Below are 21,065 nucleotides of genomic sequence, written 5' to 3'. Positions count from 1 at the left end.
TTGGCAAGGCGTGCCGGAACCCGCTAGAAAACCATCCGTGGCAAGGGTATCGGCCCGCCGGGGCTTGGATTCAGGAGAAGATCGTGACCGTCCATTATCATCTCAACGATCTTCCCGCCGGTCTGGACCTCGGTCCGGTGGTGGCCATCGATTCCGAGACCATGGGTCTCAATCTCCATCGCGACCGCCTCTGCGTCGTCCAACTGTCGGCCGGGGACGGCGATGCCCATGTGGTGCACTATCCCAAGCCGGAATGGAATTCGCCCAATCTGGTGCGCATGCTGGCCGACCCCAAGGTGGTCAAGCTGTTCCATTTCGCCCGCTTCGACGTGGCCAAGCTGCGCCATCATTTCGGCGTGCGCATCGATCCCGTCTTCTGCACCAAGATCGCCTCGCGGCTGACCCGCACCAATACCGAGAGCCACAGCCTGAAGACCCTGGTGAAGGAATTCCTCGGCATCGACCTGTCCAAGGTGCAGCAGAGCTCCGACTGGGGGGCACCCAGCCTGACCGAGGACCAACTGGCCTATGCCGCCTCGGACGTGCTGTATCTGCACCAGTTGAAGGCCCGCTTCGAGATCCTGCTGGACCGCGAAGGCCGCCGCGAGCTGGCCGAGGCCTGCTTCCGCTTCCTGCCCGACCGCGCCGAGCTGGATCTGGCGGGCTGGCCCGAGGAAGACATCTTCTCGCACTGAGATTGTCCCTCAGTCGCCGGGCGCTCACTCCATTCGCGGGGCTTTCGCGCGCACGAGCGCGGGGCCTCAACGGCCCAGTCGCTCCGCTCCTCGCAGCGAGGGCGCCCGCGCTCCGTATTGTCACCTCCCTTCGCTTGCCGGGCCGCGCGTCCCGGCCTATAACCGTGGCGGTTTTCTTTTTGCGGAGCATGCGATGATCCTCGTCACCGGCGGCGCCGGCTTCATCGGGTCCAACATCCTGGCCGCCTTGGAAGAGCGCGGCGCGGGCAAGCTGGTGGCGTGCGACCGCCTGCGCTCCGGCAGCAAGTGGCGCAACATCGCCAAGCGCGAACTGGCCGACATCGTCCATCCCGAACAGATTTTCGAGTTCCTGGACGCCAATGCCAAGCGCATGGAGGTCATCATCCATATGGGCGCCATCTCGGCCACCACCGAGACCGACGCCGACAAGATCCTGGCCAACAATTTCTCGCTGTCGCTGGCGCTGTGGAAATGGTGCGCGCTGCACAATGTGCGCTTCATCTATGCCTCGTCGGCGGCCACCTATGGCGACGGCGCCCAGGGCTTCGACGACGACTGGTCGGCCGACCATCTGGCCCGGCTGCACCCGCTCAACGCCTATGGCTGGTCCAAGCATCTGTTCGACCGCCGGGTATCGCGCAAGGTGTTGTCGGGGGCGCGCAAGCCGCCGCAATGGGCCGGGCTGAAATTCTTCAACGTCTATGGCCCCAACGAGTACCACAAGGGCGGCCAGCAAAGCGTGGTGGCCCAGGTTCATCCCCATGCCGTCGAGGGCGCCGCCTATCAGCTCTTCAAGTCGCACAATCCCAAATACCCCGATGGCGGGCAGTTGCGCGACTTCATCTGGGTCGGCGACGTGGTCGATGTGGTGATGTGGCTGCTGGACCATCCCAATGTCAGCGGCGTCTACAATGTCGGCACCGGTCAGGCGCGGTCCTTCCTTGACCTCGCCTCGGCGGTGTATCAGGCGGTGGGGCGCGAGCCGCAGATCAAGTTCCGCGACACCCCCATCGAGATTCGCGACAAGTACCAGTACTTCACCCAGGCCAGGATGGACCGGCTGCGCCAGGCGGGCTATTCCAAGCCCTTCACCACCCTGGAGGAAGGGGTGGAGACCTATGTGAAGCAGTTCCTCGCCGCCGCCGATCCGTACCGCTGATGACCCTCGCCCTCGCCTTTCCCCAAATCGATCCCATCGCCATCCAGCTCGGGCCGTTCGGCATCCGCTGGTACGCCCTGGCCTATATCACCGGCCTGATGCTGGGCTGGCGCATCGTCAAGTTCCTGGTGTCGCGCCCGCCCGAGGCCATGAGCCAGGAACAGGTGGACGACTTCCTGGTCTGGGCCACACTGGGCGTGGTGCTGGGCGGGCGGCTGGGCTATGTCATCTTCTACAAGCCCATGTACTACCTGGCCAATCCGCTGGAAATCCCCATGATCTGGCAGGGCGGCATGTCGTTCCACGGCGGCGCCCTGGGCGTCATCGCCGCCATCATCGCCTTTTCCAAGCTGCGGGGCCGCAACCTGTTCCAGGTGGGCGACGTCATCTGCTGCGTGGTGCCCATCGGCCTGTTCTTCGGCCGCATCGCCAATTTCATCAATGGCGAGCTGTTTGGCCGCATCGCCCCCGACGCCGCCCTGGCCATGGTGTTCCCCCATGGCGGCCCGCTGCCCCGCCACCCCAGCCAGCTCTATGAGGCCGGGTTGGAAGGCGCCGTCCTGTTCATTGTCATGATGCTGTTGTGGCGCTTCACCTCCATCCGCCATCGCTTCGGCGCCCTGTCCGGGGTGTTCCTGGCCGGATACGGCATCGCGCGGATCATCTGCGAGTTCTTCCGCCAGCCCGACGCCCATCTGGGCTTCCTGTGGGGCGGCGCCACCATGGGCCAACTGCTGTCCATGCCCCAGGTCCTGGTGGGTCTGGCCCTGCTGGCCTGGGCATGGAGGACGCACCAGCCCCGGTCGGCCGGATGAGCCTGTCGGATCTGCTGGCCGGGCGTATCCGGGAGCGGGGGCCGATCCCGGTGTCGGAGTTCATGGCCGAGGCGCTGGGCCATCCCGAGTTCGGCTATTACATGCATCGCGATCCTTTCGGTAGCGGTGGTGATTTCACCACCGCGCCGGAAATCTGCCAGATCTTCGGCGAGTTGATCGGGCTGTGGTGCGCCGTGGTCTGGCAGAGCATGGGCATGCCCTCCCGGGTGGTGCTGGCCGAGATCGGGCCGGGACGCGGCACATTGATGGCCGATCTGCTGCGTGCCGCCCGCACCTTGCCGCCCTTCTTCGCGGCGCTGGAGCCCTGGCTGGTGGAGACCAGCCCCGCCCTGCGCAACCGGCAGGCCCAGACCCTGGAACGGGAAAAGGTCCAATGGGCCGAGCGTTTCGAACAACTGCCCGAGGGGCCACTGCTGCTGGTGGCCAACGAACTGTTCGACGCCCTGCCCATCCGCCAGTTGGAAAAGCGGGGCGGGCGCTGGTTCGAGCGGATGGTGGGACTGGACACAGCCGGGGGCTTCACCTTCACCCTGGGCGAGGCGGTCGAGGCGCCCGCCCTGGCGCCTTCGGTGCTGGCAGCGCCCGATGGTTCCATCGCCGAGATCAATGATGCCGGGCGCGATCTGGCCGCCGCCATGGGGCGTCGGCTGCTGGGGCAGGGGGGGGCGGCCTTGATCATTGATTACGGCTCTGCCACCAGCGGTACCGCTGACACGCTGCAAGCGGTCAAGGGGCATCGCTATCACTCCGCCCTGGCCGATCCGGGGCAGGTGGACCTGACCGCCCATGTGGACTTCCAGGCCCTGGCCGAGGCGGCCGGGTCCGTTGGCGCCAAGGTCCACGGGCCGGTGTCCCAGGGGCGTTGGCTGCTCCGCCTGGGGATTGAGGAGCGCCTTTCCATGTTGACGCAGGGCGCGAATCCGGCCCAGGCTGCCGATTTGGCCGGTCGCGCACGGCGCTTGATCGATCCCGCCGAAATGGGCACCCTGTTCCAGGTGCTGGCCCTGGCCGGTCCATTTCTGCCCGTTCCCCCCGGCCTGGAACCCTGATCATGATCACCCTGTCCGCGCTGAATGACTTCACCCGGGTCCGCCACGGTTTCTTCACCCGCGAGGGCGGCGTGTCAGAGGGCGTCTATGCCTCGCTCAACTGTGGCCCTGGTTCCAAGGATGCTCCGGCGGCGGTGGCCGAGAATCGTCGTCGCGCCATGGCCATGATGGATCTGCCGGCCGAGGCGCTGCTCACCCTGTATCAGGCCCACACCGCCGATGTGGTGGTGGTGCGCGAGCCCTGGGCCGCCGGGCAGCAGCCCACCGCCGATGCCCTGGTCACCGACCGGCCGGGTCTGGCGCTGGGCATCCTGACCGCCGACTGCGCCCCGGTGCTGCTGGCCGACGGCAAGGCGGGCATCGTGGCCGCCGCCCATGCCGGGTGGAAGGGCGCGCTGGGCGGCGTGCTGGACAATACGGTCAAGGCCATGGTCGGGCTGGGGGCCAAGACCGCCAATATCGTTGCCGCCATGGGACCGTGCATCGGCCACCGCTCCTACGAGGTGGGGCCGGAATTCCCGGCGCCCTTCCTGGCCGAGGACGGCGCCAATGTGGATTTCTTCGCCCCGGCGCCGCGCTCCGGCCATGCCCTGTTCGACCTGCCGGGCTATATCTCGCGCAAGCTGTCGCGCCTGGGCGTGCACGAGGTGACGCGGGTGCCCGCCGATACCTGCCGCGACGAGACCCGCTTCTTCAGCTATCGCCGCGCTTGCCTGAGGGGCGAGCCCGATTATGGGCGCCAGCTTTCGGCCATCGTCCTGGATCGATGAGGGGTTTCTCCCTCGCCCGCTTGCGGGAGAGGGAGGGGACCGCCGCGTAGCGGTGGGGAGGGTGAGGGCTCTTTCCGACATTTAACGAATGAGTAGACGTCTCCGGATGCACCGAGTCCTTCTAGTATTGCTGTCGCCCCGGCCCTCACCCGGCTCGCTTTGCTCGCCACCCTCTCCCGCCAGCGGGCGAGGGTTACGTATCGTCTCGCTCCTCCTTCCGCTGCTGCTGGCGGCCTGCGGCGAGATTCCGCAGCCTTTCCGTCACGAGGGACTGAACACCGCCGTGGTGCCGCTGGCGGCGCGCGGCGTGGTGGTGCGTCCGGCCGATGACAGCGCGCCCGCCCGCCGGGTGGCCGAAGCGGTGGTGCGCCGCCTGCTGGAGGCGGAAATTCCCGCCTCCATCCGTCCGGTGGTGCCCGGCGCCTGGGTGATTGGCGCCGGGATCGAGCCCGACGCCACCCATGCCCGCTTCCGCTGGGTACTGGTCCGGCCGGATGGTGGCGATCCGGTCGTGGTGGAGCAAAGGGTTCCCGCCGCCACCTGGGCCCGCGCCACGCCCAAGACCGTGGAATTGATCGCCGCCGAAGTGGTGGAAAAGCTTTCTCCCACCTTGATGGGAGAGATGGCGCCCGCGCCCGGCCAAACCGCCTCGACGGCGCGCCCGACCGTGGCGCTACTGCCCCTGGCGGGGCTGCCCGGCGATGGTGGCGTTTCCCTGGCGGCGGCCATGCGCCGTCTGCTGGACGGCAACGGCATCGGCACCGCCGAGCCCGGCGCGGCCGATTTCCGCTTGCGCGGCCAGGCGACCCTGTCGGCGGCGGCGTCGGGCGACGAGGTGCTGGACCTGGCCTGGACCGTGCTGGACCGCGACGGCAGGGAACTGGGCACCGCCACCCAACAGGGCGCCGTGCCCAAGGGGCGGCTGTCCGGCCCTTGGGGGGGGCTGGCCACCGATATCGCGGCGGGGGGAACCGAAGGCGTGGTCGCGATCATTCGGGCCGCCTTGCGCAAGTGAATGTTTTTTTGCCGGGCAAGGCAGTTTACAGACGCGGTATCCGGCTGGTATACGGGTGCCGATTTCACGGAGCGCATAAGCGCGCGCGAACCCGGTGGTAAAATCATGAAAATCCTCGCCTGTAACAGCAATCGGCCTCTCGCGGAAGCGATCGCTGAATACCTGACCATGTCCATCACCAATGCGGTCATCCGCCGCTTCTCGGACATGGAGGTCTTCGTCGAAATCCACGAGAACGTCCGCGGCGAGGACGTCTTTGTCATCCAGTCCACCTGCTATCCCGCCAATGACAACCTGATGGAACTGCTGGTGACCCTGGACGCGCTCAGGCGCGGCTCGGCCCGGCGCATCACGGCGGTGATCCCCTATTTCGGCTATGCCCGCCAGGACCGCAAGTCCAGCCCGCGCTCGCCCATTTCCGCCAAGCTGGTGGCCAATCTGATCACCACCGCCGGGGCCGACCGCGTGGTCACCCTGGACCTGCATTCCGGTCAGATCCAGGGCTTCTTCGACATTCCGCTGGACAATCTCTACGCCGCTCCGGTGTTCACCAACGACATCCGCGCCCGATACCAGGGCGACGACGTCATGGTGGTGTCGCCCGATGTGGGCGGCGTGGTGCGCGCCCGCGCCATCGCCCGGCGCATTGACGCCGATCTGGCCATCATCGACAAGCGCCGCGAGAAGGCAGGCGTCTCCGAGGTGATGAACATCATCGGCGACGTGCGCGGCCGACGCTGCATCATGGTCGACGACATCGTTGATTCGGCTGGCACCCTCTGTAACGCCGCCGAGGCCTTGATGAAGGCCGGCGCGGTGTCGGTGGCGGCTTTCGTCACCCATGGCGTGCTGTCGGGCGGCGCGGTGGCCCGCGTCACCGCCTCGCCGCTGGAGGAACTGGTGATCACCGATTCGATCCCGGCTACCGAGGCGGTCAAGCTGGCTCACAACATCCGCCAGGTCACCATCGCGCCGCTGATGGCCGAGTCCATCCAGCGCATCAGCGAGGAACGCTCGGTTTCCAGCCTGTTCGACTGACGGATTTCCGCCATCGGTCATAATTTATGTTGCGGTGCAGCATAACCGCCTTATCTCTATAGGCAGGGGGGCAAACCGCGAGGTGCGCCATGCTGATCCGTAAGCTTCATGCCCATGAACGTGGGCTCTACAGCGACCATCTGAAACGATTGCCCGAGCATGACCGGCGCATGCGCTTCGCCGGTGGAGGCGTCAATGATTCCTCCATCGACGCCTATGTGGCGGGAATCGGGGACGACGACCTGATCCTGGGCGTGGTCGAGCACGACCGGGTGGTGGGCGCGGTCCATGTGGCCATCAACGGCTCGGTGGCCGAGATCGGCATCAGCGTCGATGCCGATCATCGCGCCGGGGGCGTCGGACGGGATCTGCTGACCCAGGCGGTGGCCTTCGCCCGGAATCGGCGGGCCGAGAAGCTTTACACCCTCTGTCTGTCCGATAACCGCTCCATGGTGGCGCTGGCCCGGCGCAGCGGCATGGAGCTGCATTGCGACGCGGGCGAGGCCGAGGCCTTTCTCGACCTGCCTCCGCCCGATCCCATCACCGTGACCCAGGAGGCGCAGGCCGGTCTGTTCGCCATGTTCCATGACTGGGCGGAAATGGTCGAGGCCTATGGCGACGCGCTGACCGGCGGGCTGCTGACCCGGGATCAGGAATCCAAGGGATAGACCAGCCGTTCCGGCATCTGGTGGAAGGCGAAGTTGTTCTTGCCCGATCCCTTGACCGTGTACATGGCCCGGTCGGCGAGGCGGATCAGCATGGCGGCGTCCTCGGCGTCATCGGGATAAAGGGCGACGCCGATGCTGGCCTGGACCGAGACGGCATGGCCGTCCAGGTCGTAGGGTTCAGCCAGCCGCCCCACCGCCTTGCCCGCCACCAGGCCCACTTCGTCACGGCTTTCCACATCGTGCAGGATCACCACGAATTCGTCCCCCGACAATCGCGCCACCGTGTCCGACGAGCGCACCGAGAGCAACAGGCGGGTGGCGGCGGCCTGCAGCAACAGGTCGCCCACGGCATGGCCGAAGGTGTCGTTGACGGCCTTGAAGCCGTCCAGATCGACGAATAGCAGGGCGAAGCGGGTCTTGTCGCGGCGCGCCGCCTTGACCGCCTGCCCCAGGCGGTCAAGGAACAGCGAACGGTTGGGCAGACCGGTGAGCACGTCGAAATTGGCCTGACGCCAGACCTTTTCCTCATCCTCCTTGCGCGCGGTGATGTCCGAGAACACGCCCAGCATATGGGACACGCTGCCCGAGGCGTCGCGCACGGTGGCGATGGACAGCCATTCGATGAAGACCTCGCCGGTCCGGCGACGGTTCCAGACTTCCCCCTGCCATTGCCCGGTTTCCAGGATCGAACGCCACATGTCGCGGTAGAAATCCTGGTCGTGCCGACCCGATTTCAGGATGTTGGGCTTCTGGCCCACCGCCTCGTCCAGGCTGAAGCCGGTGATGCGGGTGAAGGCGGTGTTGACCGCCTCGATCACCCCGTCGGGGCCGGTGATCATGATGCCTTCATTGGCGGTTTCCACCACCTTGGCCGCCAGTTGCAGCTTTTCCTCCGAACTCTTGCGTTCGGTGATGTCATAGACCCAGGCCAGATTGACCGGCTCGCCCGCATAGGTGTTCTCGCGGATGGTCAGCAGGGTCCAGAACGGGGTGCCATCGGCCCGGCGGAACTGGACCTCGGCATGATCGACGCTGCCGTGGCGGCGCAGATGCTTGATCACGGCGGCGCGTTGGTCGTCGTCCACGTAATAGTCGCGGGCCCTGGATCCCAGCAGGGTCTGGCGCGGGACTCCAAGCAATTCGGTGAAGGTATGGTTGGCGAACACGATGACGCCATCCCGACGGCGCGAGATGGAGACGCCGATGGGACTGTCTTCCAGAACACCGGCCAGACCGCTCAGGTCCAGTTCGGTCATGTCCCCGGCTCCGCGTGGGCGAGAGTCATGGATTACCCCCCTCTTGGCAATCTTCCGGGCTGCGGCCTCATCCCTCCGTCGCCCGGTGTGCCTTGGTAGTACCTATATCAGAAGTGGAGCTTTATCCGCAATCGGTCCGAATTGAGCGTCATGGCTGCAGGACCACGGCAACAGCAGGTGAAGTGAGGCAAATGGTGACATTGTAAAGGCGGTGTCTGGACCAATGGGCCGCGGAGGTATAGGCTGTTATCCCTTTCGGCTAGTCATGAGGGGATGACGAGATGAAAAAGGGTCTAATTGTCCTGGGGGCGGTGATTGTCCTGATCATCGGCGCCTTGGTCGTGTTGCCCATGCTGGTACCGGCCGACCGGATCAAGGACGAGGTCGTCGCGGGCGTCAAGTCCGCCACCGGTCGCGATCTGTCGATCCAGGGCAAGGTCGCGGTGTCGGTGTTTCCGTCGCTGTCGGTCCAGGTCGGCAATGTGGCGCTGTCCAATCCCCCCGGCTATTCCTCGAAGGATCTGGTTCGCCTCGGCGCCGTCGATGTGCGCCTCAAGCTGATGCCGTTGCTGGGCGGCAAGGTCGAGGTGGACAGTTTTGTCCTGGTGGACCCCGTCATTACCCTGGAAACCGATCGACAGGGCAAGGGCAACTGGGTGTTCGACGCCCCGCCCGCCGCCGCTGGCGCCAAGCCCGAGGCCAAGGCCGAGGGCAAGCCTGCCGCTCCGTCCCAGGCGGTGGCTTCCGGCGGTGGCTTGTCCGACATTCGCCTGGGCGATGTTCGCATCAGCAATGCCCGTCTGACCCAGATCGACGGCAAGACCGGCACCAAGCAGGAGGTGTCCGAGATCAATCTGCAATTGGCGCTGAAAAGCCTGGATTCGCCCTTCACCGCCAAGGGCAGCCTGGTGTGGAACGCCAAGAAGGTCGAGATCAATGCCGAGGTCGCCAGCCTGAAGGCGGTGATGGCGGGCGAAGCCTCGGCCACCAGCCTGTCCATCGCCTCCGAGCCGGTGAAGCTGGGCTTCAAGGGCAGCGCCAAGGGCGGCGCAACCCCCGGCCTGACCGGAGACCTCGACCTCGCGGTGCCGTCCATCCGCGCTCTCGCCGCCTGGGCGGGATCGCCCATCACCATGGCGGGCAATGGCCTGGGGCCGCTGGCCATTACCGGCAAGCTGGCGGCATCGCCCAGCCAGATCAACTTCAGCCAGGCCGCCATCGGCATCGACGCCATCAAGAGCAAGGGCGAGGTCAGCGTCGGCATCGGCGGGCCCAAGCCGGTGATCAAGGGTCGCCTGGACGTGGAAATGCTGGACCTCAACCCCTATCTGCCGCCCGAGGGCGCCGCCCAGTCTGGCGGCAAGGCGGCGGGCGAGGGCAAGGCGGGCGCCGGAAGCCAGCAGGCGGCGGCCAAGGGCGGCTGGAGCGACGACCCCATCGACGCTTCGGGCCTGAAGGCGGCGGAGGTGGATTTCAACCTCACTTGCGGTGGCATCCTGGTCAAGAAGATCAAGGTGGGCAAGAGCGCCCTGAAGATCGCCTTGCATGACGGCCGCCTCGCCGCCGATCTGACCGAACTGGCGCTCTACCAGGGCAGCGGCAAGGGCCGGGTGGCGCTGGATGGCAGCCAGCCCGGGGTCGGGCTCGACGCCAGCTTCCAGTTGAAGGGCCTGCAGGCCGAGCCCTTCCTGACCGATGCCGCCGATATGGATCGTCTGTCGGGCACCGGTAATTTCGACATCACCGTCGCCGGACGGGGCAAGAGCCAGCGCCAGATCATCTCCTCCCTGGACGGCAGGGGGGCGCTCGCCTTCCTGAACGGCGCCATCAAGGGCATCAATCTGGCCGCCATGGTGCGCAATGTCGCCACCGCCTTCACCGGCGGCTCTGCCTCGAACGAGAAGACCGACTTCGCCGAACTGGGGGGCACCTTCACCATCGCCAAGGGCATCCTGACCAACAACGATCTGGCGCTGAAGTCGCCCCTGTTGCGGGTCGAGGGCAAGGGCACGGTGGATCTGCCCCAGCGCAGCGTCAATTACCGCATCGACCCCAAGGTCGTGGCCTCGCTGGAAGGCCAGGGCGGCGGCAATGCCGCCGGGCTGGTGGTGCCGGTGCTGGTGACGGGACCGTGGGACAATCTCAGCTATCGCCCCGACCTGGAAGCGCTGCTCAAGCAGAACGTCCAGAATATCGGCAATGCCGTTGGTGGTCTGGTCGGCGGCGTCGTCGGCAAGCCATCGGGCACGGCCAAGCCGGGTGATTCCGGCGCCGCGCCGCTCAATCCGCTCAAGCTTTTTGGCAGATAACCCTTAAATCGAGAAACTGGAGACAAGAATGATGAAGCAATTTCGTTTGGCTGTGATCCTGGGTATGACCGCTCTGGCCGGTGCCTGCGCCACCCCGTGGGAAGTGTCCGAGGTCAACGAGATCATGGCCGCCCCCGCGCCGACCGCGGGCAGCGCCTTCACCAAGGCTCTCTTCGCCGAGTACAAGGCCTATGCCACCTACGAGGCCAAGGAAGAGTTCGAATGGGATGACGCCGCGATCTTCGCCCGCAAGGGCCTGCGCGCCGCCACCGGCGAGGTGGTCGCTCCGGAAGAAATCTCGGCTTGGAATGTTCCCGCCGCTCGCGTCAAGGAACTGAGCGATGCCCGCGCCCGTCTGATCGGCTATTACGGCAATGGCGCGCGCGAGCGCGTTCCCGCCGCCGCCGCCAAGGCCCAGGCCAAGTTCGACTGCTGGGTCGAGGAAGAGAATGAAGGCGACACCACTTCCGATTGCCGTGCCGCTTTCCTGAAGCTCGAGCCCGAACTGCAGGTCAAGGCCGTCGCTCCGGCCGCCCCGAAGATCGTCAAGACCTTCATCGTCTATTTCGACTTCAACAAGGCGACCCTGACCAAGGACGCCCAGAAGGTCCTGAAGGACGTGGCCGCCGCCACTGGCGAGATCAAGCCGACCAGCATCTATGTCTCGGGCCACACCGACGCGGTGGGCAAGAGCGCCTATAACGACAAGCTGTCGGCCAATCGGGCCAATGCCGTCAGTGCCGCCCTGGGCAAGCTGGGCGTGGCCTCCAAGGTCGACCAGAAGTATTTCGGCAAGACCAAGCTGGCCGTGCCGACCAAGGACAATGTGAAGGAAGCCAAGAACCGTCGCGTCGAGATCTACTTCGAGAAGTGATCCCGATCCGGTGAGTGATCAGGGCCCGCCTCGGTAACGAGGCGGGCCTTTTTCATTCGCGGATGCCGCATAGCACCGCGAAGCTGACATTCTTGGTGCGGCATTCCACCTCGGCCAGGCCCGCCTGGCGCAGCCAGTCCAGTTGCGGCGCCAAGGGTGCCCGGCGGTCGAAGCTTTGGCGATGAATGGCCGCCTCGATGCGGTCCTGGGCCAGGCCCGAGGCCTTGACCGCATCGAACCAGTGGCGCCAGTAGCGGTCCTCCATGGTGGCGGTGTCGCCCGCCACCTGATCGGCGTTAAGGAACAGCCCGCCGGGCTTCAGTGCCCGGGCGCAGGCGGCGTAAAGCGCGCGCTTGTCCGGGTCCTCCAGGTGATGGATGGACAGCGCCGACATCACCACATCGAATGCGGCCTCGTCGGCCAGGGAAAGATGGTCCATCACCCTGAACGAGGCCGTGACGGTGGTTCCGGCGAAGCGGCGTCTGGCCTGCTCCAGCATGGCCTCGGACAGGTCGGACAGCACGAATTCGGCGTCAGGCCGCGCCTGGGCCACCAGGGCCGACAGCAGGCCGGTTCCGGCGCCGAGATCGAGAATGCGCGGCTTGGGCGGTGCCATCTCCGCCACCAGATCCACTGCCGCGCCATAAAATTCGTCGAAGCAAGGGATCAGCGAGCGGCGTTCCGCGTCATAGCTCTGGGCGGCGGCATCGAAGGCGCTTCGGATGTCCAGCGTCATATGATGGTTTCCTGAAATAAGCATGTTTCCAAGCATGGGTGTTCTTCGACTATCATGGGCCAAGTTGATCGGTTCAAGACAGAGGTTGCCCCGTGAGCCACGAACATCCCTTCGCCCCATTCGTCCGTGTCCTCGGCAAGGGACCGCGCCTGTCGCGGCCGCTGAGTTTCGAGGAGGCCAGGGACGGCTTTCGCATGGTCATGAAGGGCGAGGTGGAGCCGGTGCAACTGGGCGCCTTCCTCTGCCTGCTGCGGGTCAAGACCGAAACCCCGGAGGAGGCGGCGGGCCTCGCCGCCGCCATCCGCGAATTCGTCGCCCCGCCGCCCGGCGCCCCCCAGATCGATCTCGACTGGTCGTCCTATGCGGGCAAGACCCGCCAGCTTCCCCTTTACGTGCTGTCGGCGCTGCTGCTGGCGGGCCACGGCATCCGGGTGTTCATGCACGGATCGGAAGGCCATACCGCCGGGCGGGTCTGGACCTCCGAGGCGCTGGCCGCCCTGGGCGTGCCGGTATCCACCAGTGCCGCCGACGCCGCCCGGCGGCTGGAGAGCGGCAATTTCGCCTATATGACCCTGGAACACCTGTCGCCCCAACTGCACGCCATCATGGAACTGCGTCACCTGCTGGGCCTGCGCTCGCCGGTTCATACCGTGGCGCGGCTGGTCAATCCCTTCCGCGCCGCCTGCGCTTTGTCCAGCGTCTCCCATCCTGCCTATGGCCCGGTGCACCAGGAGGCCTCGCGCCTGCTGGGCGAGGCCCGCATGGCGGTATTCAAGGGCGAGGGCGGCGAGGTGGAACGCCGCCCGGAAAAGGAATGCGAGGTGCTGTCCCTGGTGGATGGCCAGCCCTTGTCCGAGGACTGGCCCGCCCTGATTTCCGGCACCCGGCCCCATCTGGACAGCCTGGACCTGTCCCGGCTCAAGGCGCTGTGGCGGGGCGAGGCCGAGGATGAGGCCGCCGTGGCGGTGATTTCCGGCACCGCCGCCATCGCGCTGCGCGCCATGGGCCGCGCCGCCTCCATCGACGAGGCCGAGGGCATGGCCCTGGTGCTGTGGCGCGAGCGCGACCGCTCAAAGGTGCCGGGGGCGGTGTGAACCAGACCCGACCGGCCCCCCGGCTGCTGATCTCGGCGGCGCACAAGTCCTCGGGCAAGACCACGGTGACGGTGGGCCTCGCCGCCGCCCTGGCGGCGCGTGGCCTCGCGGTGCAGCCGTTCAAGAAGGGGCCGGACTATATCGACCCTTTGTGGCTGTCGGCGGCAACCGGCCGCCCCTGCCGCAACCTGGATTTCCACACCCAGCCGCCCAAGGCCATCCGTCAGGCGTTCGAACTGGACTCGCGCGGTGCCGATCTCAGCCTGATCGAGGGCAACAAGGGCCTGTTCGACGGGGTCGACCTGGAAGGCGCCAATTCCTCGGCCATGCTGGCGCAGTGGCTGGACGCGCCGGTTGTTCTGGTGGTCGATTGTGAGGGCATGACCCGGGGCATCGCGCCGCTGCTGATCGGCTATCAGGCCTTCGACCCCACTCTTCGCATCGCCGGTGTCATCCTCAACAAGGTCAGCGGCCCCCGCCACGAGAAGAAGCTGCGCGACGTGGTGGCCCACTACACCCGCATCCCGGTGCTGGGCGCCGTCCATCGCGGCCCCGAGATGCGGATTCTCGAGCGGCATCTGGGCCTCGTTCCCGCCAACGAAGCCGAGGAGGCCGCCGCCGCCATCGCCCGGCTGGCCGGGGCGGTGGCGTCCCAGGTGGACCTGGACGCGCTGCTGGCCCTGGCCGCCACCGCCGCTCCGGTCGAGGTCTTCGCCGACACCGTCGCGGCGTCACCGAAAGCCGATCTGCGTATCGGCATCGCCCAAGACGTCGCCTTCGGCTTCTATTATCCCGACGACATGGAGGCGTTGCGCCGCGCTGGGGCCGAGTTGGTGGCGTTCGATGCGCTGCGCGATCCCTGCCTGCCGCCCGATCTCGACGGGCTGTTCATCGGCGGCGGCTTTCCCGAGACCCAAGGAGAGGCGCTGGAGGCCAATGCCTCGTTGCGGGCCGATATCCTGGCCCGGGGCCGCGCCGGTCTGCCCATCTATGCCGAATGCGGCGGGTTGATGTTCCTGTCGCGCGCCATCGTCTGGCACGGCCAGCGGCGCGAGATGGTGGGCCTGATCCCCGGCGAGGCGGTGATGCACAAGGCACCCCAGGGGCGCGGCTATGTCCGGTTGCGCGAGACCGCCGATTTCCCCTGGCCCCGGCTGGAGGATGGCCCCGGCATCATTCCCGCCCATGAGTTCCACCATTCCCGGCTGGAAAATATCGAGGGCTCGCCCCGCTTCGCCTATCGGGTGGTGCGCGGCGCCGGCATCGCCGAAAAGCAGGACGGCATCATGGTCGGCAATACCCTGGCCAATTACGCCCATCTGCGCAGCGTCGGCGCCAATCCCTGGGCGCCGCGCTTCGTCGCCTTCGTGCGCAAGGTGAGGCAAGTCGGCCGGAGTTGACATGCGCATGTTTGTGCGCATACCGTCTTGTCATGTGCGGGAGATGCCGATGCCTTTGAAAGACGATCTTCAATTCGACCCCGACGCTCCGAGGAAAGCCGCCAACCTGACGCTCAATTCCAGCCTGCTGGACTTGGCGCGCCGACTGAAGATCAATGTCTCGCGCGCCTGCGAACTGGGGCTGGAGATGCAGATCAGGGAAATGCGGGCGAAGCAGTGGCGCCACGACAATGCCGACGCCATCGCCTCGTTCAACGAGCACGTGGAGCGCAACGGACTGCCGCTGGCCCGCTATCGGCGGTTCTGAGGCATGGCGCAATTCGATCTCTACGCCCTGGGCGGCACCTTGGTCCTGGATGCGCAGTCCGACCTGCTGGACGGGTTCGCGACCCGAATGGTGGTTCCCTTGCTTCCCGTGGATTTCGCCCCCCGGCCCGCCGAGCGGTTGAATCCCGTCTTCACCATCGGCGATGCCCGTTATGTGCTGATGCCCCAGATGATGGCCTCGGTTCCCGTGTCGGAGTTACGGAACCGGCGGGGATCGCTGGCCCATGAGCACTTCGTCATCAAGCCCGCCATCGACATGCTGTTCGATGGCGTCTGACACGTTGGTGGCGCATCCCAGTCTTGAGAAATTTTAATATGCTGCGCCGACGCTAGCTCTTTACCCACCCGTCGGGCTGTGGAAGAGTGCCCGCCATGATCCGTATCGACCATCTGACCCACGTCTATCCGGGAAGCCGCAAGACGGCGCCCCGCACCGCCATCTCCGATCTGTCTCTACAGGTGGGCGACGGCGAGTTCGCCATCCTGTCCGGCCCCAATGGCAGCGGCAAGTCCACCTTGTTCCGCATCCTGTGCGGCCTGGCGCTGCCCAGTTCCGGCACGGTGCATATCGGCGGCTTCGACCTGTTCACCCAGGCGGCGAAGGTGCGGACCATCCTGGGGGTGGTGTTCCAGAGCCCGGCGGTGGACAAGCATCTGTCGGTGGCGGAGAATCTGAGGATTCACGCCGATCTCTACGGGTTGCGCGGGGCGGAGTTTTCCCGCCGCCGCGACGAGGCGCTGGGCTGGACCGATCTGGCCGACCGGCTGGACCAGCAGGTGGCGACCCTGTCGGGCGGACTGGCGCGGCAGGTGGAACTGGCCAAGGTGCTGATGACCGATCCCAAGGTGCTGTTGCTGGACGAGCCCACCACCGGCCTTGATCCGGTGTCGCGGCGCAATTTCCTCGACGCCCTGCATCGGCTGCAGAAAAGCCGGGGCATGACCGTGCTGATGACCAGCCATGTCTTCGCCGAGGCCGACGATGTCGACCGGGTGGCGATCATGCGCGAGGGCGTGCTGCTGGCCTATGACACCCCCGCCGCGCTCAAGGCCATGATCGGTACCGAGATGGTGGTGGTCCAGGCCAAGGACACCGAGGGTCTGGCCGCCCGGCTGCGCTCCGAGATGGGCCTGGCGGTGCGCTGCATCGGCGACGAGGTCCGCCTGGAGGAGACCGAGAACGGCGAAAGCCTGCCGCTGCTGGAAAAAATCCTCGACCGCTACCGGCCCGAGGTGCTGTCCATTTCCATCAAGCAGCCCGGTCTCGACGACGTCTTCGTCCATGTCACCAGCCGCGCCGTCCCCGACCATGCCCTGGCCCTGGACCTGCGGAGGACCGGATCATGAGCGCCATGACCCGCGTCACCGTCTCGCTGGCCAAGCGTGAGTTCACCCGCTTCATCCGCCAGCCCCAGAGGGTGGTGGGCACTGTCGCCCAGCCGCTGCTGTTCTGGCTGTTCCTGGGCGCCGGTTTCGGCGGCTCGTTCCGCCCGGCGGGCATGGAAAACGTCACCTATCTCGAATATTTCTATCCCGGCGTCATGCTGATGATGATGCTGTTCGCCTCCATCTTCTCGTCCATCACCATCATCGAGGACAGGGATGCGGGCTTCCTTCAGGGCGTGCTGGCGGCGCCGGTTCCCCGGCTGGGGATTGTGCTGGGCAAGGTGCTGGGCTCCACCTCCATCGCCCTGGTCCAGACCCTGATCTTCACCATAGCCGCCCCGTTCCTCGGGCTGCATCTGGGCCTCGGCAGCCTTGTTCTGCTGCTGATGGGCTTCGTGCTGACCGGCATCGGTTTCTCGGCCCTGGGATTCCTGCTGGCCTGGGGCATGAAGTCGACCTCGGCCTTCCACGCGGTGATGATGGTGTTCCTGATGCCGCTGTGGATGCTCTCGGGCGCCTTGTTCCCGCTGGGCAATGTTCCGGCGGCCATGAAGCTGGTGATGCTGGCCAATCCGGTCAGCCATGCCCTGATCATCATCCGGGCGCCGTTCTATGGCGGACCCGTCACCCTGTTGGCCGACCCGCAATACCTGACCTCGCTGGCGGTCACCATCGCCTGGGCCGCCACCTGCCTGGGCCTGTCCATGATCCGGGTGGAGAAGCGGGAAAAAGGCGTGGCCGCCGTCTGAGCGGCGATGCTGCCACTTACGCCAGTTCCGTCTCCAGCCGTTCCTGCAACTGGGCGGCTTCCTGCTGCTTGCGCCACATCCCGGCATAGGCGCCATCGGCCGCCAGCAATTGGTCGTGGCGGCCGCGCTCGACGACGCGGCCCTGGTCCAGCACCAGGATTTCGTCGGCATCCACCACGGTGGATAGGCGATGCGCCACGATCAGGGTGGTGCGGTCCCGGGAGACCTCGCGCAGGGAGACCTGGATTTCCTTTTCGGTATGGGTGTCCAGCGCGCTGGTGGCCTCGTCGAAGATCAGGATGGAAGGGCGCTTCAGGATGGTGCGCGCGATGGCGACGCGCTGCTTCTCGCCGCCCGACAGCTTCAGGCCGCGCTCGCCGACGCGGGTATCGTAGCCCTGGGGCAGGGTGATGACGAAGTCGTGGATGCGGGCCAACTGCGCCGCCTGCTCGATCTCGTCCTTCGAGGCGCCGGGGCGGCCATAGGCGATGTTGTAATAGATGGTGTCGTTGAACAGCACCGTGTCCTGGGGAACGATGCCGATGGTCGAGCGCAAGCTGGCCTGGGTGATGTCGCGGATATCCTGGCCGTCGATGACCACGGCGCCGCCATTGACGTCGTAGAAACGGAACAGCAGCCGCGAAATGGTGCTTTTGCCCGCTCCCGACGGGCCGACGATGGCGACGGTGCGTCCGGCGGGCACGGTGAAGGACACTCCGCCCAGGATTTCCCGCTCGGGATCGTAGCCGAAGCGGACATCGTCGAAACGGACCTCGCCGCCGCTCAAGACCAGCGGCGCGGCATGGGCGGAATCCTCGATCTCGGCATTCTCGCGCAGCAGCCGGAACATGGATTCCATGTCGGTCAGCGACTGCTTGATCTCGCGATAGACGAAGCCCAGGAAGTTGAGCGGCATGTAAAGCTGGACCAGATAGGCATTGACCAGCACGAAGTCGCCCAGCGTCATGGACCCGGCGGCGACGCCCCGGGCCGCCTGGATCATCACCAGGGTCAGGCCGATGGCGATGATGGCGCCCTGGCCCATATTGAGCATGGACAGCGTCACCTTGCTCTTGGTGGCGGCGCCCTCGTAGCGGGCCAGGGCCTTGTCGTAGCGCCCGGCCTCGTGGTCCTCGTTGCAGAAGTATTTGACGGTCTCGAAGTTGAGCAGCGAGTCGATGGCCTTGGTCGAGGCCTCGGAATCGGTCTCGTTCATGGCGCGGCGATACTTGGTGCGCCACTCGGTGATGCCTAAGGTGAAGGCGACGTAACAGACGATGGTCGCCGCGGTGATCAGGGCGAAGCTGATGTCGTACAGCCCCCACAGCACGGCGGTGACCAGGGCGATCTCCAGCAGGGTGGGGATGATGTTGAACAGCATGAACTGCAACAGGAACTCGATGCCCTTGGTGCCGCGCTCGATGGCGCGCGATACCCCGCCGGTCTGGCGGTCCAGGTGGAAGCGCAGGCCCAGGCGGTGCAGATGACGGAAGACCCGCAGCCCCACGGTGCGGATGGCCTTCTGCGCCACCTTGGCGAAGACGATGTCGCGCAGCTCGCCGAAGGTCCCGGCCAGGACGCGCGCCGCGCCATAGGCCACCAGCAGCCCCAGCGGCACCACCAGAACCGCCTCGGGCCGGGCGGTCAGGGCGTCCACCGCCTGTTTGTAGATCAGCGGCACGCCGACGCCGATGGCCTTGGCCGCCACCAGGCAGATCATGGCGATCACCACCCGACTCCGCAGGCCGGATTCGCCCGGCGGCCACAGATAGGGAAGCAGTGAGCGGATGGTGGTCCAGTCGGCGTTCGGCCCTTGGCCGCGCGCCTTGTCGTAGGTGGAGGGGGTACGGGGTCTCATCCGCATAACATGAGCCTCGTCACGCGGTGTTGCAACCCGACACAGCCAGGCAATTGCCCTGGGTGCAAGGGATGACTATGGTGGAGCGGGGGGAAGGTTGCCGTGGCGCCGCCATGGCGAGGAGTTGAGGGCAGAGGGTTCATGCGTCATCCCACCGGCGGACAGACCGCCACCGATTGGAAGAATGTCCGGCTATTGGTGTTCGGCCTGGATGATCAATTTCGTTTTCTTGCCCGCCAGACCTTCCGCAAACTGATGGTGCGCGACGTGACGCCGTTCAGCGACCCGGCCGAGACCGCCGGGCTGATGGGGCGTGGCGTCGATCTGGTGCTGTTGGACCTGGCGGCCTCGCCGGAAAAGGGACTGGCGGTGCTGGAGGCTCTGCGCCGCCCGGCGGGCAATCCGTTCGAAGCGGTGCCGGTGCTGGTGGTGGCGCCGTCCAGCCAGAAGGACGATATCGACCGGGCCAAGGCCCTGGGCATCGAGGGCACCCTGCCCAAGCCCATTTCCGGCCATGAACTGTCGCACCGGGTGGCCGATACCCTGGCCAATCCCCAGCGTCTGGCGGCGCCCGCCACGGTGGTGGCCAAGCCCAAACTGAACGCCATCAAGGATCCCGATCCGCTTCCCGAGATGGCGGGCGAGGACAAGCCCGCGCCCGTGGTCACCGGCTTCGCTCCGCCGCCGCCGGCCCCCGCCAAGGAGGCCATCCCCGAGGTTGCCGCCCTGGCCGCCCGGCTGGCGGCGCGGGGTGCGCCTGCCGCCCCGTCTGCGGCGCCCGCGCCACGCCCCGCGTCTCCTGTTCCGGCCGCGCCCGCGCCACGTCCCGCGCCGACTGCTCCGGGGGACGGATATAGCGGTGGCGGCGCCGGGCCAGCCAGTGGGCGTCGTCCCTCGGGCGGGTCGTTCGACATGGACGACGCCCCGGCCGTGGCCAAGCGCCCCTCGGGGGGCAAGCTCGACCTTGATGATCTGGCGCCTGCGCCGGTCAAGCTGGCGGGCGGCAAGCTCGGCGACGGCGATCTGGCGGTGCGCAAGCCCGATCCCGACGAGGAGGCCCGCCGCCGAGCCGCCGAGCGCCGCCGCCAACAGTGGCAGGAGGCCATGGAACAGTCCGGCCACAAGGCCCGCAAGGGTGGCGACGTGGCGGCCCTCGACCTCACAGCCGTGGTGGCCGAGCACGGAACCTGGCTGCAAAGCAAGGGCGCCGAGGGCAAGCGCGCCACCTTTTCCGGCATGGATCTGGCGGGGGCCGACCTGACCGGGGCGCTGCTGCCCAACGCCACCTTCAAGGATGTGGACTTGTCCGATGCCAGCCTGTCCGATGCCCGTCTCGACGGCTCGGATTTCCGTTACGCCAAGCTGGAGGCGGCGGATCTGGGTGGCGCCAATCTGGGGGTGGCGGCGCTGCGCCATGCCAAGCTGCGGCTATCCAATCTGGAAGGGGCGGTCCTGCGCGGCACCGACCTGTCGGGCGCCACCCTGACCGGCGCCCGCATGGCCGGGGCCGATTTCAAGGGCGCCGTGCTGATCGGCGCCGATCTGCGCGAGGCCGATCTGTCCAAGGCCGAGGGGCTGACCCAGGGGCAGGTGGAAAAGACCATCTGCGATCTGGCCACCCGCCTGCCGCCCGGCCTGTCGCGTCCGGCCAAGCCGGAGTGACGTTTTCTATAGCGTTGAGCCATTAACCTGCGTCGTTTCAGCCCCCTCCCTCGGCTTTGCCGGGGGTGGGTTGGGGTGGGGGCTGACGGGAACGGAAGTGCAGGTGGACGCGAGCCCCCCTCCCGGCCTCCCCCCTCCCGGCCTCCCCCCTCCCGGCCTCCCC

Annotated in this window: 20 protein-coding genes; 17 read left to right on the top strand and 3 right to left on the bottom strand. The window is 66.7% G+C overall.

Translation table 11 applies throughout. From position 1 onward, the window contains the following. Positions 1 to 83 precede the first annotated feature (83 nt). From A6A04_RS09150 to A6A04_RS09115, 8 genes are all read left to right on the top strand, one after another. Positions 84 to 695 (top strand): ribonuclease D, encoded by a 612-nt coding sequence (locus A6A04_RS09150; protein ID WP_068492122.1) that lies wholly within the window; start codon positions 84 to 86, stop codon positions 693 to 695. A gap of 193 nt (positions 696 to 888) precedes the next feature. Then, positions 889 to 1,875, top strand: coding sequence for an ADP-glyceromanno-heptose 6-epimerase (gene rfaD / locus A6A04_RS09145; protein WP_068492119.1), 987 nt, complete (start codon positions 889 to 891; stop codon positions 1,873 to 1,875). Beyond that, entirely contained in the window at positions 1,875 to 2,690 is an 816-nt protein-coding gene (gene lgt / locus A6A04_RS09140; RefSeq protein WP_068492112.1) for a prolipoprotein diacylglyceryl transferase, read from the top strand. Before rfaD ends, lgt begins: the two co-directional genes overlap by 1 nt. Then, entirely contained in the window at positions 2,687 to 3,760 is a 1,074-nt protein-coding gene (locus A6A04_RS09135; protein ID WP_068492110.1) for a class I SAM-dependent methyltransferase, read from the top strand. Before lgt ends, A6A04_RS09135 begins: the two co-directional genes overlap by 4 nt. Positions 3,761 to 3,762: 2 nt before the next feature. Next, entirely contained in the window at positions 3,763 to 4,530 is a 768-nt protein-coding gene (gene pgeF, locus A6A04_RS09130; RefSeq protein WP_068492109.1) for a peptidoglycan editing factor PgeF, read from the top strand. 106 nt (positions 4,531 to 4,636) lie between these two features. Then, complete coding sequence (locus A6A04_RS09125; protein ID WP_245651142.1) at positions 4,637 to 5,545, top strand: hypothetical protein; 909 nt, start codon at positions 4,637 to 4,639, stop codon at positions 5,543 to 5,545. Between the two features lie 105 nt (positions 5,546 to 5,650). After that, positions 5,651 to 6,583, top strand: a complete 933-nt coding sequence (locus A6A04_RS09120; RefSeq protein ID WP_068492107.1) for a ribose-phosphate pyrophosphokinase — start codon at positions 5,651 to 5,653, stop codon at positions 6,581 to 6,583. An 89-nt stretch (positions 6,584 to 6,672) separates the two neighbouring features. Continuing rightward, on the top strand, positions 6,673 to 7,251 hold the full coding sequence (locus tag A6A04_RS09115) for a GNAT family N-acetyltransferase (RefSeq protein WP_068492105.1): 579 nt from the start codon (positions 6,673 to 6,675) through the stop codon (positions 7,249 to 7,251). Here A6A04_RS09115 and A6A04_RS09110 read toward each other — a convergent pair. Next, positions 7,233 to 8,507 carry a diguanylate cyclase domain-containing protein gene (locus A6A04_RS09110; RefSeq protein WP_068492103.1) on the bottom strand — a complete coding sequence of 425 codons (1,275 nt, stop codon included), beginning with the start codon at positions 8,505 to 8,507 and terminating at the stop codon, positions 7,233 to 7,235. The genes A6A04_RS09115 and A6A04_RS09110 overlap by 19 nt on opposite strands. Positions 8,508 to 8,788: 281 nt before the next feature. Here A6A04_RS09110 and A6A04_RS09105 point away from each other — a divergent pair, with 281 nt between their 5' ends. After that, complete coding sequence (locus tag A6A04_RS09105) at positions 8,789 to 10,816, top strand: AsmA family protein (RefSeq protein WP_068492102.1); 2,028 nt, start codon at positions 8,789 to 8,791, stop codon at positions 10,814 to 10,816. Positions 10,817 to 10,844: 28 nt separating this feature from the next. Next, positions 10,845 to 11,690, top strand: coding sequence for an OmpA family protein (locus tag A6A04_RS09100; RefSeq protein ID WP_245651141.1), 846 nt, complete (start codon positions 10,845 to 10,847; stop codon positions 11,688 to 11,690). Between the two features lie 52 nt (positions 11,691 to 11,742). Here the strand turns inward: A6A04_RS09100 and A6A04_RS09095 are convergent, their stop codons facing one another. After that, entirely contained in the window at positions 11,743 to 12,426 is a 684-nt protein-coding gene (locus A6A04_RS09095) for a class I SAM-dependent methyltransferase (RefSeq protein ID WP_082914821.1), read from the bottom strand. A 92-nt stretch (positions 12,427 to 12,518) separates the two neighbouring features. Between A6A04_RS09095 and A6A04_RS09090 the strand changes: the two genes are divergently transcribed. From A6A04_RS09090 to A6A04_RS09065, 6 genes are all read left to right on the top strand, one after another. Next, complete coding sequence (locus tag A6A04_RS09090; protein WP_068492100.1) at positions 12,519 to 13,520, top strand: glycosyl transferase family protein; 1,002 nt, start codon at positions 12,519 to 12,521, stop codon at positions 13,518 to 13,520. Continuing rightward, positions 13,517 to 14,920, top strand: coding sequence for a cobyrinate a,c-diamide synthase (locus A6A04_RS09085; protein WP_068492098.1), 1,404 nt, complete (start codon positions 13,517 to 13,519; stop codon positions 14,918 to 14,920). The genes A6A04_RS09090 and A6A04_RS09085 overlap by 4 nt, the downstream gene beginning before the upstream one ends. A 49-nt stretch (positions 14,921 to 14,969) precedes the next feature. Beyond that, complete coding sequence (locus A6A04_RS09080) at positions 14,970 to 15,227, top strand: type II toxin-antitoxin system CcdA family antitoxin (RefSeq protein WP_068492095.1); 258 nt, start codon at positions 14,970 to 14,972, stop codon at positions 15,225 to 15,227. 3 nt (positions 15,228 to 15,230) lie between these two features. Next, a complete protein-coding gene (locus A6A04_RS09075; protein ID WP_068492094.1) occupies positions 15,231 to 15,524 on the top strand; it encodes a CcdB family protein in 294 nt (97 codons plus the stop codon). Positions 15,525 to 15,619: 95 nt separating this feature from the next. Next, positions 15,620 to 16,594: an ABC transporter ATP-binding protein gene (locus A6A04_RS09070; RefSeq protein ID WP_068492091.1), complete on the top strand. Its 975-nt coding sequence runs from the start codon at positions 15,620 to 15,622 to the stop codon at positions 16,592 to 16,594. Further along, the gene (locus tag A6A04_RS09065; RefSeq protein ID WP_068492089.1) at positions 16,591 to 17,382 is read left to right on the top strand and encodes an ABC transporter permease; all 792 of its coding nucleotides are present in this window, start codon (positions 16,591 to 16,593) and stop codon (positions 17,380 to 17,382) included. The genes A6A04_RS09070 and A6A04_RS09065 overlap by 4 nt, the downstream gene beginning before the upstream one ends. Positions 17,383 to 17,398: 16 nt before the next feature. Here A6A04_RS09065 and A6A04_RS09060 read toward each other — a convergent pair whose 3' ends face one another. Continuing rightward, positions 17,399 to 19,240, bottom strand: a complete 1,842-nt coding sequence (locus A6A04_RS09060; RefSeq protein ID WP_068492163.1) for an ABCB family ABC transporter ATP-binding protein/permease — start codon at positions 19,238 to 19,240, stop codon at positions 17,399 to 17,401. Positions 19,241 to 19,381: 141 nt separating this feature from the next. On the opposite strand from A6A04_RS09060, the gene A6A04_RS09055 reads away from it, so the two are divergent. Beyond that, a complete protein-coding gene (locus A6A04_RS09055) occupies positions 19,382 to 20,902 on the top strand; it encodes a pentapeptide repeat-containing protein (RefSeq protein WP_068492086.1) in 1,521 nt (506 codons plus the stop codon). The last annotated feature ends 163 nt before the right edge of the window (positions 20,903 to 21,065 follow it).

Origin of the sequence: Paramagnetospirillum marisnigri, from assembly GCF_001650715.1 — a bacterium.
Classification (GTDB): domain Bacteria; phylum Pseudomonadota; class Alphaproteobacteria; order Rhodospirillales; family Magnetospirillaceae; genus Phaeospirillum; species Phaeospirillum marisnigri.
Note: the sequence above shows the minus strand (reverse complement) of the source record. Positions and strands in the feature narration are given on the sequence as shown.